This window comes from Halalkalibacter nanhaiisediminis, assembly GCF_007830185.1.
GTDB classification, from domain to species: Bacteria; Bacillota; Bacilli; order Bacillales; family Bacillaceae_D; genus Halalkalibacter; species Halalkalibacter nanhaiisediminis.
The window spans coordinates 92176-106270 of the sequence record NZ_VLKZ01000006.1 but is presented as its reverse complement, the minus strand read 5'-3'; the positions used below and the strand labels follow the sequence as shown (position 1 = coordinate 106270).

The window sequence follows — 14095 nt, the reverse complement described above, 5'->3', positions numbered from 1 at the left end:
TAGTTGCCGACTAATGTTATACGTTGAAAGAAGGATTATTTAATCTTTTTGAATTATAAGAAAGAGGTGAAGGTAATGAGCACAAAAACGTTAGAGCAAGTTGAAGATCAATTTGAAACGTTTCAAATTTTAAATGAAGAAGGCGAAGTCGTTAACGAAGCTGCTATGCCTGAATTAAGCGATGAAGAGTTACAAGAATTAATGCGTCGTATGGTTTATACACGTATTTGGGATCAACGTGCTATCTCATTAAACCGTCAAGGACGTCTTGGTTTTTATGCACCAGTTGCAGGGCAAGAGGCATCTATGCTTGGTTCACATTTTGCATTAGATAAGGAAGATTGGATTTTACCTGGATATCGTGATATTCCTCAAATTGTTTTTCATGGTCTACCGTTACACCAAGCATTTTTATGGTCACGTGGACATTTTGCAGGTGGAGTAATTCCAGATGGCTTAAACATTATGGTTCCACAAATTATTATCGGTGCACAAATTATTCAAACTGCTGGTGTAGCTCTTGGACTTAAGCGTAAAGGAAAAGAGAATATTGCAATCACTTATACTGGTGACGGTGGAGCTTCACAAGGTGACTTCTACGAAGGAATGAACTTCGCGGGTGCATATAATGCTCCTGCTGTGTTTGTTGTTCAAAACAACCGTTTTGCCATCTCTGTACCTGTTGAAAAGCAATCAGCTGCTAAAACGATTGCTCAAAAAGCAGTTGCTGCTGGTATTGAAGGGATTCAAGTAGATGGTATGGATGTTCTTGCTGTATATGCGGTAACGAAACAAGCTCGTGAACGTGCATTAGCTGGAGATGGTCCAACACTTATTGAAACAATGACTTACCGTTATGGTCCACATACAATGGCTGGAGATGACCCGACTCGCTATCGTTCTTCAGATCTTGATGATGAGTGGACGAAAAAAGATCCACTTGTTCGCTTCCGTAAATTCTTAGAAAACAAAGGTTTATGGAGTGAAGAAAAAGAAAACGAAATTGTCGATCAAGCAAAAGATGACATCAAAGAAGCAATGAAAAAAGCAGATGGAACTCCTAAACAAAAAGTAACGGATTTAATTGGTTTTATGTTCGAAGATTTACCTGTAAATCTTCGTGAACAGATGGAAGAATATACAGCAAAGGAGTCGAAGTAAGCTATGGCGCAAATGACGATGATTCAAGCGATTACGGATGCAATGCGTAATGAGCTTAAGAATAATGAAGATGTTCTTGTGTTTGGTGAAGACGTCGGTCAAAACGGTGGCGTATTCCGAGCTACTGAAGGCTTACAAAAAGAATTTGGTGAAGAACGTGTATTTGACACACCATTAGCTGAATCTGGTATTGGTGGTTTGGCAATAGGTTTAGGTTTAACTGGATTCCGTCCAGTTATGGAAGTTCAATTTTTCGGTTTTGTATTTGAGGTGTTTGATTCGGTTGCGGGTCAAATGAATCGTCTTCGCTATCGTACAGGTGGAAAGCAGCATGCGCCAATTACAGTTCGTTCACCATTTGGTGGAGGAGTAAAAACACCTGAAATGCATGCTGATAGTTTAGAAGGTTTAATGGCACAAACGCCTGGTTTAAAAGTTGTTATTCCTTCAACACCATATGATGCAAAGGGATTACTAATTTCTGCGATCCGTGATAATGATCCAGTCGTTTACCTTGAGCACATGAAGCTTTACCGTTCATTCCGTGGAGAAGTACCAGAAGAAGAGTACACAATCCCACTTGGGAAAGCTGATATTAAGCGTGAAGGAAAGGACTTAACTATTGTTACATACGGAGCAATGGTACACGCTTCACTAAAAGCTGCAGAAGAACTAGAAAAAGACGGAATTGATGTTGAGGTTATTGACCTAATGACAATTAGTCCACTTGATATCGATACCATTATTACTTCTGTTGAAAAGACTAATCGTGCAATTGTTGTTCAAGAAGCACAAAAGCAAGCTGGTATTGCAGCTAATGTTGTTGCTGAAATTACTGAACGAGCGATCCTTAGTCTTGAAGCTCCAGTACTTCGTGTAACAGCTCCAGATACTATTTATCCGTTTGCAGCTGTCGAAGATGATTGGTTACCTGATCATACAGAAATTGTAGAAAAAGCAAAGACAGTAGTTAATTTTTAAATAATAGACTAGTTATGATGGAGGAAAGATGAGAGTCTTTCCTTTTCCACTAATTGTTACCGAAGAATGTTTATAATAAAGGAGGCACTTCAAGTGGCATATGAATTTAAACTGCCTGATATTGGTGAAGGTATTCATGAAGGTGAAATTGTAAAATGGTTTGTTAAACCAGGTGATGAGATTAAAGAAGACGATATTCTTCTTGAGGTTCAAAACGATAAAGCGGTTGTAGAAATTCCTTCTCCTGTTGACGGGAAAGTTCTAGAAATCAAAGTAGAAGAGGGTACAGTAAGCATTGTAGGTGATGTTCTTGTCACAATTGATGCTGGTGATGCCAATCCAGCTGAAGAAGAAAGTGCTCCTGCAGAAGAACAAGAAGAGCCGAAAAAAGAAGAAGCTTCATCAAAAGAAGCTAATGCTGATTCAACAAACGACGATGAAAATAATGATACTCGTGTCATTGCAATGCCATCTGTTCGTAAATATGCTCGTGAAAAAGGTGTAAGCATTCAAAAAGTAAGTGGCTCAGGAAAAAATGGTCGAATTTTAAAAGATGATATCGATTCATTCTTAAATGGTGGAGCGACAGCTGAAGCAGCTCCAAGCGCTAATGAAGAAAAAGAAACAACAAGCACTGATACAACTAAAAAGTCAGAGCCTACTACAATTCCTGTTGGTGAGCTTGAAGAGCGTGTACCATTTAAAGGAATTCGTAAAGCAATTGCAAAAGCGATGGTTAACTCTAAACACACGGCTCCTCACGTAACACATATGGATGAAGTTGAAGTTTCTGCTTTAGTTGCACATCGTAAGCAATACAAAGAAATTGCTGCAGAGCAAGGTACTAAGCTTACGTACTTACCATATGTCGTAAAAGCTTTAACATCGGCACTTCGTAAGTATCCTGCGCTTAATGCGTCGATCGATGATGCGAATGAAGAAATTGTCTACAAAAAGTACTTCAATATCGGAATTGCAGCTGATACAGAGCATGGTCTTTTTGTTCCTGTTGTCAAAGATGCAGATCGTAAATCAATCTTTGCGCTAGCAGATGAAATTAATGAGTTGGCAGTTAAAGCTCGTGATGGTAAACTTAGTGGTGCAGAAATGAAGGGCGGCTCCGCCACAATTTCTAACGTAGGTTCTGCTCGTGGTCTTTGGTTTACACCAGTTATTAATCATCCAGAAGTTGCTATCTTAGGAATTGGACGTATTGAAGAGAAGCCAGTTGTGAAAAATGGCGAAATTATAGCAGCACCGGTATTAGCTTTATCTATTAGCTATGACCACCGTCTGATTGATGGCGTAACAGCTCAGAATGCACTAAACCACGTGAAGCGTCTATTAAGTGATCCACAATTATTATTAATGGAGGGGTAATGCATGGTTGTTGGAGATTTCGCAAATGAAGTAGACACACTTGTCATCGGTTCAGGTCCTGGAGGTTATGTTGCAGCTATTCGTGCAGCCCAACTAGGACAAAAAGTAACAATTGTCGAAAAAGGAGAAATGGGCGGCGTTTGTCTAAACGTTGGTTGTATTCCTTCAAAAGCTTTAATTTCAGCTGGTCACCGTTATCATCATGCACTTCATTCTGATGAAATGGGAATTATTGCCGAAAAAGTATCTCTTAACTTTGAAAAGGTTCAAGAATGGAAAGCATCTGTTGTTAAGAAATTAACAGGTGGTGTTGAAGGCCTTTTAAAAGGAAACAAAGTCGAAATCGTTCGTGGTGAAGCATATTTTGCTTCTGAAAACTCTGTACGAGTAATGGATGATAAGAGCGCACAAACATACAATTTCAAAAATTGTATCATTGCTACAGGCTCAACTCCAATTGAAATTCCTGGATTCAAATATTCCGACCGTGTCATTAACTCTACTGGAGCACTTGCTCTTAAAGAAGTTCCTAAAAAGTTAGTTGTTATCGGTGGAGGTTACATTGGTATCGAGCTCTCAGGTGCTTATGCTAACATGGGTACTGAAGTTGTTGTGCTTGAAGGTACTAAGCAAATTCTTGGTGGCTTTGAGAAACAAATGGCTAAGCTTGTTGAGCGTCGCCTGAAGAAAAATGGCGTTGAGTTTAAAATGGAAGCTATGGCAAAAGGTGTCGAAGAAACAGAGAACGGCGTAAAAGTAACAGCTGAAGTAAAAGGCAAGGAAGAAGTATTTGAGGCTGATTATGTTCTTGTTACAGTAGGACGTAAACCGAATACGGATGAACTTGGTCTTGAGCAAGTTGGTGTTGAATTAGACGAGCGTGGTCTTATCAAAATAGACAAGCAATGTCGTACAAGCAATAAAAATATCTTCGCTATTGGTGATATTGTTGCTGGACCACCACTTGCACATAAAGCTTCTTATGAAGGTAAAATTGCTGCAGAAGCTATTTCGGGTGAAAAATCAGAAATCGATTATCTTGCGATTCCAGCAGTTGTATTCTCTGAACCTGAACTTGCTACTGTCGGTTATACTGAAGCGGAAGCAAAAGAAGCTGGGTATGATGTAGTTGCATCTAAATTCCCATTTGCTGCAAATGGTCGTGCGTTATCTCTTAACGATTCAGATGGCTTCATGAAGCTTATCACTCGTAAGGAAGATGGACTAGTAATTGGTGCTCAAATTGCTGGTGCTAACGCATCTGATGTTATTGCTGAGCTTGGTCTTGCGATTGAAACAGGCATGACAGCTGAGGATATTGCATTAACAATTCATGCACATCCATCACTCGGTGAAATCACAATGGAAGCAGCTGAAGTTGCTCTTGGAACACCGATTCATATTGTAAAGTAAGTTAAAATGCAAAAGCTGACGTTATAAGTCCCTAAGTTTTTCTTAGGATTTAACGTCAGCTTTTTTTATTCCACTAAAACCTACTTGACAACTAGGTATAATATGAATAATATAAAAGAAAGAGTAAAAGCTGATCGGAAAACCGAAGGCTGTAACTGTTATATCTAGTTACAGCCTTTTTGTCTATAGAATGTGAGAACTTGGCGTTACTCACAAGACCTGAGTAAATTTAACTAACATTAAACTAAGAGAGGTCGTGATTTTGTATGCTAAAATCTTTTAAAAATATATTTAATGCCATTACGAAAGCGCATGCTCACATTCCATATCCACTCTTATTTACAGAACAATTTATGCAAACATATACAGGTTTTAAGGACTGGGGGGCACTAGTAGAGGCAGTGGGTTTACATGCTCCCTGTGAGGAGGCACTAGAACGTGCATTTCATGAACAAATACATGTACGGACAAAAACATGTTTTTCAAGCTGGGTAGAAATGAGGCAAAAAGCAGAGGAAGTATATTATGAACGACATCCTTTTGGTTTACATCCGTTACATTAAAGATAAAATGAAATTTATAAACAACAAGCTGACTCTTTAAATAAGGAGTCAGCTTGTTATTTATAAATAGAAAATTTTTTAAGAAAGAGATTGTATCAATGGATTTAATACTTCCTTATCTAAATGATAGACTTCAATTAGATGTGCTAATATTTCATCTTTTGAAAATGGACCTTCGATCCTCAAATTTTCTTTTTCTCCCGTTAAAACAATAATCGTTGGGAATTGTTCAATATTAAAGTAGCGAACGATGTCATGTTCTGTGGCATCAATAATGATCAATGAGGGAGTATCTGTTTGATAAGTTTGTTGTAACTCTAATAAGGCATTGTAATAGTTAGTTTCCTTATGCATTGTTGATGTATCTGAAAAAAGAACCGTAAAAGTCTCACTAGGTTGTGACTGAAGTGGATTTTCCATTGTTGAGGCGGAGGACACACAAGCGTTTAATAGAAAAAATGAACTAAAAATGATTATTCCAAAGTACTTGTCCATTATATGTCACTTCCTTATTAATGAATATGTGTTTATATATACCTTATTATATACCTTATTTTATCACGTGCTAAACATGTAAAGGCTATCAGTAAGTAATTGTCATCAAATAGAAATATTTAGAAAAGAAAAAAGACTGACCTCTTAATGAGTCAGTCTCGTTACACATGTATTAATCCTTCTTCTTGAATTCATTTTTTTCTTTTTTGAATTCCACTTTTTCCTGTTTGAACTTTTGTCGTTCCTGTTTTAGTTCGTAACGTTCTTGACGGATACGTTCTTTCTCAGAAGCAAGTGTAGGTTTTTCCGCTCGTAATGATTTCATTAATGAGAAAATCATCATAATCATAATGATTGTAAATGGAAATGCAGCAATAATAGAAGCTGTTTGTAAAGCGCCTAATCCTTGCTCAGAAGATAATAATACAGCAGCAGTAGCGGAAATAATAAGTCCCCAAACAAATTTCACAGAGTTTGGTGGATCTAATTCTCCGTTCGTCGTTTGCATGCCTAGTACAACGGTCGCTGAATCGGCGGATGTGACAAAGAAAGATGCAATTAAGAAAACCGCAATGATTGAAAGAATTATGCCGAGTGGAAATTGCTCTAAAACAGCAAAGAGTGCTACTTCCATTCCGAGATCGTTCATCATACTCATAATATCAGCTGTTCCTTCACGCTGCAAATGAATGGCTGTTCCACCAAATACACTAAACCAGAATGCACCAAATACGGCTGGTACAGCAAGGACACCAATTACAAACTCTCGAATCGTACGACCTTTTGATACGCGGGCAATAAATGCTCCTACGAATGGTGCCCACGAAATCCACCAAGCCCAGTAAAAAATTGTCCATCCTTCAACCCAATGGGTTGAAGGGTTATACACATCAAGACTGAAACTCATGCCAGCAAGGTTTTGAAGATAACTACCGACACCTTGTGTAAATACACCCATAATATAGCTTGTTGGTCCAAAGAAAAGCACAAACAACATTAAGATAATGGCAAGATAAACATTAAACTTACTTAAGATACGAATCCCTTTATTAAGACCAGTTTGAGCGGAAATCATAAATAAAACTGTTACGATTAAGATAACAAGTAATTGTAATAAAGTACCGTTCATTGTCTGCAAGCTAGGCATTAAATAAGAAAGTCCAGCAGTAATTTGGGCAGCGCCAAAACCTAGTGAAGTAGCTACCCCAAAGATTGTCGCAAAAACAACTAGAACATTAATTGCTGTGCCAAGTCCACCATTTGTCCGATCACCAAGTAATGGATTCAGGACAGCACTCATCACACCAGGAGAATCTTTACGAAAATTAAAATAAGCTAATGCAAGGGCAACGACTGAGTAAATAGCCCATGGGTGTAAACCCCAGTGAAAGAATGAATAGCGCATTGCTTCCCCAGCAGCTAAGTTTGATTCGGGTTCTGTTGTAGGAGGATCAAAGAAGTGGTAGATTGGTTCTGCGACACCCCAGAATACAAGGCCAATCCCCATTCCCGCTGTGAATAAAAAAGCAAACCAAGTAAGAAAATTGTATTCGGGCTTTTCATCAGGTTTGCCTAATTTAATTTTCCCGTACGGACTAAAAATAAGGTAAATAGAAAAGATTAAAAAGCCAGTTGACGCAAGGAGGTAAAACCATCCTAGTTCATTCGTAATAAAACTTTGAATAGTAGTTGTAACTTCATCTAAATTCGTTGGAGCAACAACGCCCCAAATAATAAAAGCAACTGCTATCGCAACTGAAATCGTAAATACGGATGTAACCTTTTTCATTAAACGACCACCTTTCAACTTTTATGCACAAATTTAACCATAACATAGATCGACCAATAAAGACAAATAATTTGAAAAACTGCTATAGATCGATTTAAATAGTCGAAAATTCCACATAAACATATATACCCCAAATTACTCATACATAAATTGCTTTCTGAAAATATACTCTGGGTATTTTTTATCTTGTAATGAAATACGACGCTCTTCCGCCGTTAGCTGAGATAGTTCTGTTACCACATCATGCAGTGATAATAACTCATGACATAGTTGGAAAATAAATGAGTTTGAGCTCTGATGTGTGATTTTTAATGCTTTCAACTGCTCAATAGAAGTTAGGTGATTTGAAGTGATTTGATGATAATGGTCGTGAAGGATCAAATGTAATGAATGGATTACTACTAAAATTAGCTTTATTTCTCTGTTCGTTAATGGCTGATTGACCTTTAAGTAAGCGATTTTTCCGATATGATATAAACTCAATTGTAAATAATCTAGTTTCTTATGGAGATAATCAAAAGAACGTTGCTCATACTCACTTGAGCTCCTATATTGCGATTCATCATCTTGATATCGTGCTAACTGATATGCTTTTATTAATTCTTCATGAATGGAGAGAAGGGAGAGGTTTTGATTAGGTTCCCTTTGATTAGATAAATGCATTTCTAGCATTGAATAAAAATCTTTTGCAGTTCTCTTAAAAAGTGAATCTACCTTTTCGACAAGGAGGGGCCCGAACTTTGGGGGAAGAATCACAAAATTGACAAGTGTAGAAACAAAAATACCAATAGAAGTTGCTGATACTCGTGATGCAAAATCAAATAAGGCGTGGTTGGTCGTATCAGGGATCATCGCCACAGCCGTTAACGTTGCAACAAGCGTACCTGTATCGAATTGAAGCTTGGAACAGACTATTATAGTAAGCATTGCAACAAGTGCATAGGAAATGGCATGTTGCCCAAGGACTGTTGTAGCTGTTATCGTAAAAATCGCTCCCAGAGCTGCGGCAGGAAGGCGGATGACACCTTTTCGAATGGAATCAGCTACAGTAGGCTCGGTCGTTACGATGGCTGTTATAACGGCGAAAGTAGGAGATAGGTGCAAAAGCTGGCAAATAGATGCTGTTATAAGCACGGCAAGCCCCGTTTTTATGACACGTCTTCCAAACCACTTTTTCATCATCGTTTCTCTCCTTACAATCCACACATAGATGATAGACCGATGCTCATCATCTTCTTTTATCGATTCTTTCGACTTAGTATGGGAAGCTGCACGACTCGTTATACACTCTATCTCTGCTCATTCGGCGATTAACACTTCAAGACTATCGTAGTCACTTATCAAAATTGCCTCAAATAATCCCGTATTCTGGAACTTTGAAAAGTAGTCTCTTCAACCTGTATACTGTCATCATTGGACGTAAACAATGCTTCCGGGTACATAACAACCATATGTTTCCCGAAATTTTAATGTAAAGGGATTAACCTCCTATCTGATCCGATGCAGTAGATGTCAGGAAATTTTTACATATACATTTGCTCACAATAAAAATGTCATTTTTTCAAAAACATTATCAAAATGACGAGTTGAAGCTAGAGCTTGAAGATAAATGGCGATAGCGCGAAAATTTTGATATGATTGGGGACGGATAAGGTCAAGTTGGAGGGGATGAGGGTGAAATATATCAAGGTTGGTCTACTAGCTTTTTTTATGATGGTAGGTTGTGAGCAAACGGAAACGGTTGGTCATGGACAGAAAGGCGCTGGAGATGAAATAGATACACCTGTTAGTATAGGTGAGGAGCACGAAGCAATCGAAGAGCCAAGCCTTATAGTTGATGATGAGGTAGAGCAAGTGGATATTACTGAAAAAGAAAGCGAGGTCAAATACAAGATTAATCGTGATAATTGGAAGGTCGAACCTTTAGAAGGGGGCATAGAGCAAGTAGTTTTGTTAACAATTGACGATGCGCCGAACGACTTCTCAATTGAAATGGCAGAAACCTTGCAAGAAATAGATGCGCCAGCCATTTTCTTTGTGAACGGTCATTTCATTGCCGATGAAGCAGGAGAAGATAAATTGAGAACGCTTCATGAAATGGGATTTGAAATTGGCAATCATACGATGAATCATCCGAATATGGGGGACATTTCAATGGAAGAGCAACGTCGTGAAATTGTTGAATTGAATGATTTAATTGAAGAAATCATCGGAGAGCGTCCGAGATTTTACCGAGCTCCTTTTGGTGTGAATACAGAAACGTCTGAAGCGGTTATGATAGAAGAGGATATGACATCAATGAATTGGACGTATGGCTATGATTGGGAAGCAAACTATCAAAATGCAGAGGCTTTAGCGGATATTATGGTGAATACACCTTATTTAACAGCAGGAGCAAACCTCTTGATGCATGACAGGCAGTGGACATTAGGTGCTTTGACAGACATTGTTACTGGCTTGAGAGAGAAGGGCTATGAAATTGTTGATCCAAAAGAAATTAAGACAAAATAAAGGAAAGAAGACAGCTAAGGAAATATTCATTCTTTAAGCTGTCTTTTTTATTATATTTCCGAATCGTTCGTTGCTTGTCAATCTATAAATAAAAAAGGTAAAATAGTCGACATATGACGAAATGAAGAGAAAGGTTGGCTAGAAAAAATGAAAGTAACAAAAAAGATCATGTTCTTTGTCTTAGTCCTTTTAATGGTTGGCTGTCAAGAACAAGAGCAAGATCAAAATGAGGAATCTACCCCTAGTAGTGAATTTAATGAGCAGTTAGCGATGGTTATAACAGAGTCAGAAGCTCGTTTTGCACTCGATGACTTAATTGAAATTGTGGGAGGTAGTTATCACTTCGATGATATTCATCGCACATTAGAGGTCACGATAAATGAGGATGAGTTCAAGCTCATTGATGGGGTTCCAGTAGTAGAGAGAAACGGGGAGTACCTACCAACTGAAGAAATTTATCTGATTTCAGAAGGAGAAAAAGGTCAAGAAAAACTGTTTTTACCTGTTGAATTTATAGAAATAGCTTTAGGAGTCCCTGTTCAATTTGAGGAGGAACATGTAACATTTGCATGGTACGGGCCAACGGAAAAAGTTGGTGGACCACCAGAGACGTTTGATTTCGAACAATGGGATGTGGATCAAATGGTAGAATATCTATCTTTCTTGCAAAAACCGATAAAAAATGCAGAAGTAAGTAAAGTTTCAAACCACCTTCCAGGTGCACCTAGGGCTTACCGTAATGGTTTCCATGAGGGAATTGACTGGTATGACTTTGCGTCAGGAGGCAATATAAATACAGATACACCAGTTTATGCAATGGCTGAGGGTGTAGTAGTAAGAGCTGATCATAATTTTGTTGAGTATGAGTCACCAGCAGAACGCAATATTGATCTTGCATATACGGAAGAATTAGGAGAGACACCAGAGTATATTTTTGACCGGTTGAGAGGAAGACAGGTGTGGGTACAATATCCAGGTGGCGTAATGAATCGCTTTGCTCATTTAGATGCCATACCAGAGGGCCTTCAAGTCGGCGATCGAGTAAATGCGGAAACGATCATTGGCTATGTTGGTAACTCTGGAACGAGTGGGGCTGTTAATCAAGATTTAACTGAGTTGCACCTTCATCAAGATTTACTTATTTACGGGGAATTATTTTGGAAGCCTTTATCCCAAGAAGAAGTACTTGAAGTGTTAGAGGGAATTTGGGATTAGACAAAAAACATTAGAATTTTCATCTAATATCCGACAATAGATGTCTTAACGTTACAACCTTTTACAATGTGATTTATGGTAAAATTAACACTATAAAGAAAGTTCGTTCATTTAGCACTTATTTGATCGTTGTATGAACGTAACGGATTATTATCAGTCTTGATCTTGGTCTAATGGAGGTTTATCTCAATGGACAATAAATCACATTTACTGGATGAGTTGCGTCTGGAGGTTGGACTTGTACGTGAACAGGTACATACATTATCAAGCTTTTATATTGGAGTTACGAGAAAACTTGCTAGTCGAATGACAAATCGTTGTTCAGTTAGTATCTATGAAGCAACTGAGAAAGCTTTTAAAATGAAAGTATGTGTAGGTCCTTGTTATTTGAAAAACACAATTTCGTTTGGAGAGGAAATTTTAAGTACAGTAGCGATTCGAGGAGAGTTAGTTTTTCTAATCGATGATCAAATGCAGAAAGTATTTTTACCTTTTTATAGGCAACATCATTTATTAGGAATCCTAAGTTTTCATATTCCTAAAGATGCGTATGAGGTAACAGAAGATGACTTGGTTTTTATAAGAGAAATAGGACGTTTCATTGAAGTTCAACATGAGACATTTGATTCTAACCCTTTTTAAGCAACCTAATTATAGGTTGCTTTTGTTATGTCATTATTTTTTTAATGTGTTATACAAATTAAAGGTTGACGTCTTTAATAGTATGTATTATTATACTAATAAGCAAACGCAAACGCTTTCAAATTAGCATAAAGGAGATGGAGAGAATGGGTACAATTATTTGCCAATCATGCAACAAGACGATCGATGTGTTCGAAGGTGAAAAGGTAACTAAACTTTATGCGAAAGGAAATAGCTGCGTACATTGTAAAACTACAGAACAGAAAAAATAAATGAAAAGCTGAAAGACTTATACAGAAGTCTTTCAGCTTTTTTTCATTAAAAGTAAGAATATATTTTCGATGAGGTTTAGAGTAATCAGGCTAGCTGCTCGAGGTTGCTTCAGCCTGTAAATGAATTACTGAAAACTGAAAGCTCATTGGTAGGCTTCAACAAGCATCGCGGATAACCAAGGCGTTTGTGTCTTTCTTACTGAATCGCTTTATGTTCCTTTATTACACGTAACGTTTTAAAGGTTTCATCTTCTGGACCTTGAACAGGTAAACCGGCATTGATATTTTTTTGAATATAAGCAAGGTTGTCATCAGTTATGACCTCTCCTGGAATAAAGATTGGAATACCAGGTGGATAGACCATAATAAACTCCGCAATAATGCGCCCAGATGATTCATTAAAAGGAATGACCTCTGTTTCAGCATAAAATGCATCACGTGGTGAAAGCGCAAGAGTAGGAATATCGGGAACAAAGACAGGAGTATTTTCCTCTTGTCCTGCTTCTTTAGCGTATTTCGACGCTAGCTCGGTTAACGCTTTGATCAGGATATCTATCTTTTCTTGTGTATCTCCAATGGTCACGATACAAAGTATGTTATAGAGATCAGATAACTCTACTTCAATTGAATAACGTTCTCTGAGCCATTTTTCAACTTCATAGCCGTTTATTGTTAACCCAGTAACAGAAATAATTAATTTTGTTGGATCCATACCGTACGTTGCTTTTGTTCCAAGTATTTCGGAACCAGCACAGGATAGGTGATCAATTTCGTTAATTCTGGCACGCGTTGATTCGGCAAGATCAATTATATGAGATAGAAGTTCTTTTCCTTCTGTTGCTAAACGTTTTCTTGCAACGTCAAGTGATGATAATAATAAATACGATGTTGATGTTGTTGTTAACATACTAATGATTGATTGAACGCGTTTTGATGATACTAGTCCATCTCGTACATTAAGAATGGAGCTTTGTGTCATTGACCCACCGAGCTTGTGAACACTTGTTGCCGCCATATCAGCTCCTGCTTGCATAGCGGAAAGCGGTAGCTCATCATGGAAATGAATATGAACACCATGCGCTTCATCTACAAGAACAGGAACTCCAAAAGAATGGGCAATGTCTACAATTTGTTCTAGGTTTCCAACAATTCCAAAGTACGTAGGATTAATCACAAGCAGGCCTTTTGCGTCAGGATGCGCTTCTAGAGCCTTTTGAACAGAATCAGATGTAATGCCGTGAGAAATTCCTAATTTAGGATCAATCTCTGGATGAATGAATATAGGTGTTGCACCAGAGAAAATGATGGCTGACATAATAGATTTATGGACATTTCTAGGAACGATTATTTTATCTCCAGGACCACAAACCGCCATAATCATTGTCATAATCGCGCCGCTTGTTCCTTGAACAGAAAAAAAAGTATGATCTGCTCCGAATGCTTCGGCAGCTAGTTCTTGTGCTTCCTTTATGATGCCATGTGGATGGTGAAGGTCATCAAGTGGTGCAATATTAATTAGGTCAATGGAAAGTGCGTTTTCTCCTATAAAATCACGGAATTCTGGATCCATTCCAGCTCCTTTTTTATGACCAGGAATATGAAATTGAATAGGTTGTTTTTCGGCGTGACGTTTGACACCGGTGAACAACGGAGTAAGTTGTTGTCGTGACAAC

The 14095-nt window shown here is 38.0% G+C and carries 13 protein-coding genes; 9 read left to right on the top strand and 4 right to left on the bottom strand.

The window, feature by feature from the left end:
- Positions 1 to 75: 75 nt before the first annotated feature.
- From pdhA to IQ10_RS11720, 5 genes are all read left to right on the top strand, one after another.
- Positions 76 to 1161 carry a pyruvate dehydrogenase (acetyl-transferring) E1 component subunit alpha gene (gene pdhA / locus IQ10_RS11740; RefSeq protein ID WP_144450709.1) on the top strand — a complete coding sequence of 362 codons (1086 nt, stop codon included), beginning with the start codon at positions 76 to 78 and terminating at the stop codon, positions 1159 to 1161.
- 3 nt (positions 1162 to 1164) lie between these two features.
- Complete coding sequence (locus IQ10_RS11735) at positions 1165 to 2142, top strand: alpha-ketoacid dehydrogenase subunit beta (RefSeq protein WP_144450708.1); 978 nt, start codon at positions 1165 to 1167, stop codon at positions 2140 to 2142.
- Positions 2143 to 2235: 93 nt separating this feature from the next.
- Positions 2236 to 3522: a dihydrolipoamide acetyltransferase family protein gene (locus tag IQ10_RS11730; RefSeq protein WP_144450707.1), complete on the top strand. Its 1287-nt coding sequence runs from the start codon at positions 2236 to 2238 to the stop codon at positions 3520 to 3522.
- Between the two features lie 3 nt (positions 3523 to 3525).
- The gene (gene lpdA, locus IQ10_RS11725) at positions 3526 to 4935 is read left to right on the top strand and encodes a dihydrolipoyl dehydrogenase (RefSeq protein WP_144450706.1); all 1410 of its coding nucleotides are present in this window, start codon (positions 3526 to 3528) and stop codon (positions 4933 to 4935) included.
- 266 nt (positions 4936 to 5201) lie between these two features.
- Positions 5202 to 5498: a hypothetical protein gene (locus IQ10_RS11720; RefSeq protein ID WP_144450705.1), complete on the top strand. Its 297-nt coding sequence runs from the start codon at positions 5202 to 5204 to the stop codon at positions 5496 to 5498.
- Between the two features lie 78 nt (positions 5499 to 5576).
- Here IQ10_RS11720 and IQ10_RS11715 read toward each other — a convergent pair whose 3' ends face one another.
- From IQ10_RS11715 to IQ10_RS11705, 3 genes are all read right to left on the bottom strand, one after another.
- Positions 5577 to 5993 carry a thioredoxin domain-containing protein gene (locus tag IQ10_RS11715; RefSeq protein ID WP_144450704.1) on the bottom strand — a complete coding sequence of 139 codons (417 nt, stop codon included), beginning with the start codon at positions 5991 to 5993 and terminating at the stop codon, positions 5577 to 5579.
- 172 nt (positions 5994 to 6165) lie between these two features.
- Positions 6166 to 7782, bottom strand: coding sequence for a glycine betaine uptake BCCT transporter (locus IQ10_RS11710; protein WP_144450703.1), 1617 nt, complete (start codon positions 7780 to 7782; stop codon positions 6166 to 6168).
- 135 nt (positions 7783 to 7917) lie between these two features.
- The gene (locus IQ10_RS11705) at positions 7918 to 8964 is read right to left on the bottom strand and encodes an FUSC family protein (RefSeq protein WP_144450702.1); all 1047 of its coding nucleotides are present in this window, start codon (positions 8962 to 8964) and stop codon (positions 7918 to 7920) included.
- Between the two features lie 486 nt (positions 8965 to 9450).
- Here IQ10_RS11705 and IQ10_RS11700 point away from each other — a divergent pair, with 486 nt between their 5' ends.
- The 4 genes from IQ10_RS11700 to IQ10_RS11685 all read left to right on the top strand — a co-directional run bounded on the left by IQ10_RS11700 (position 9451) and on the right by IQ10_RS11685 (position 12422).
- Positions 9451 to 10293 carry a polysaccharide deacetylase family protein gene (locus IQ10_RS11700; protein ID WP_144450701.1) on the top strand — a complete coding sequence of 281 codons (843 nt, stop codon included), beginning with the start codon at positions 9451 to 9453 and terminating at the stop codon, positions 10291 to 10293.
- Between the two features lie 147 nt (positions 10294 to 10440).
- Complete coding sequence (locus tag IQ10_RS11695; RefSeq protein WP_144450700.1) at positions 10441 to 11508, top strand: M23 family metallopeptidase; 1068 nt, start codon at positions 10441 to 10443, stop codon at positions 11506 to 11508.
- Between the two features lie 189 nt (positions 11509 to 11697).
- Entirely contained in the window at positions 11698 to 12150 is a 453-nt protein-coding gene (locus IQ10_RS11690) for a hypothetical protein (protein ID WP_144450699.1), read from the top strand.
- Positions 12151 to 12287: 137 nt separating this feature from the next.
- Complete coding sequence (locus IQ10_RS11685; RefSeq protein WP_437177685.1) at positions 12288 to 12422, top strand: GapA-binding peptide SR1P; 135 nt, start codon at positions 12288 to 12290, stop codon at positions 12420 to 12422.
- A 196-nt stretch (positions 12423 to 12618) separates the two neighbouring features.
- On the opposite strand, the gene IQ10_RS11680 is transcribed toward IQ10_RS11685, so the two are convergent.
- Complete coding sequence (locus IQ10_RS11680) at positions 12619 to 14094, bottom strand: aminotransferase class I/II-fold pyridoxal phosphate-dependent enzyme (RefSeq protein ID WP_277878007.1); 1476 nt, start codon at positions 14092 to 14094, stop codon at positions 12619 to 12621.
- Between the last annotated feature and the right edge of the window lies 1 nt (position 14095).

Coding starts and splice junctions, on each gene's coding strand:
- IQ10_RS11700 (WP_144450701.1), top strand. CDS start 9,451: ATGAGGGTGAAATATATCAAGGTTGGTCTACTAGCTTTTTTTATGATG.
- IQ10_RS11710 (WP_144450703.1), bottom strand. CDS start 7,782: ATGAAAAAGGTTACATCCGTATTTACGATTTCAGTTGCGATAGCAGTT.
- IQ10_RS11685 (WP_437177685.1), top strand. CDS start 12,288: ATGGAGAGAATGGGTACAATTATTTGCCAATCATGCAACAAGACGATC.
- IQ10_RS11690 (WP_144450699.1), top strand. CDS start 11,698: ATGGACAATAAATCACATTTACTGGATGAGTTGCGTCTGGAGGTTGGA.
- IQ10_RS11705 (WP_144450702.1), bottom strand. CDS start 8,964: ATGATGAAAAAGTGGTTTGGAAGACGTGTCATAAAAACGGGGCTTGCC.
- IQ10_RS11695 (WP_144450700.1), top strand. CDS start 10,441: ATGAAAGTAACAAAAAAGATCATGTTCTTTGTCTTAGTCCTTTTAATG.
- lpdA (WP_144450706.1), top strand. CDS start 3,526: ATGGTTGTTGGAGATTTCGCAAATGAAGTAGACACACTTGTCATCGGT.
- IQ10_RS11735 (WP_144450708.1), top strand. CDS start 1,165: ATGGCGCAAATGACGATGATTCAAGCGATTACGGATGCAATGCGTAAT.
- IQ10_RS11720 (WP_144450705.1), top strand. CDS start 5,202: ATGCTAAAATCTTTTAAAAATATATTTAATGCCATTACGAAAGCGCAT.
- IQ10_RS11715 (WP_144450704.1), bottom strand. CDS start 5,993: ATGGACAAGTACTTTGGAATAATCATTTTTAGTTCATTTTTTCTATTA.
- pdhA (WP_144450709.1), top strand. CDS start 76: ATGAGCACAAAAACGTTAGAGCAAGTTGAAGATCAATTTGAAACGTTT.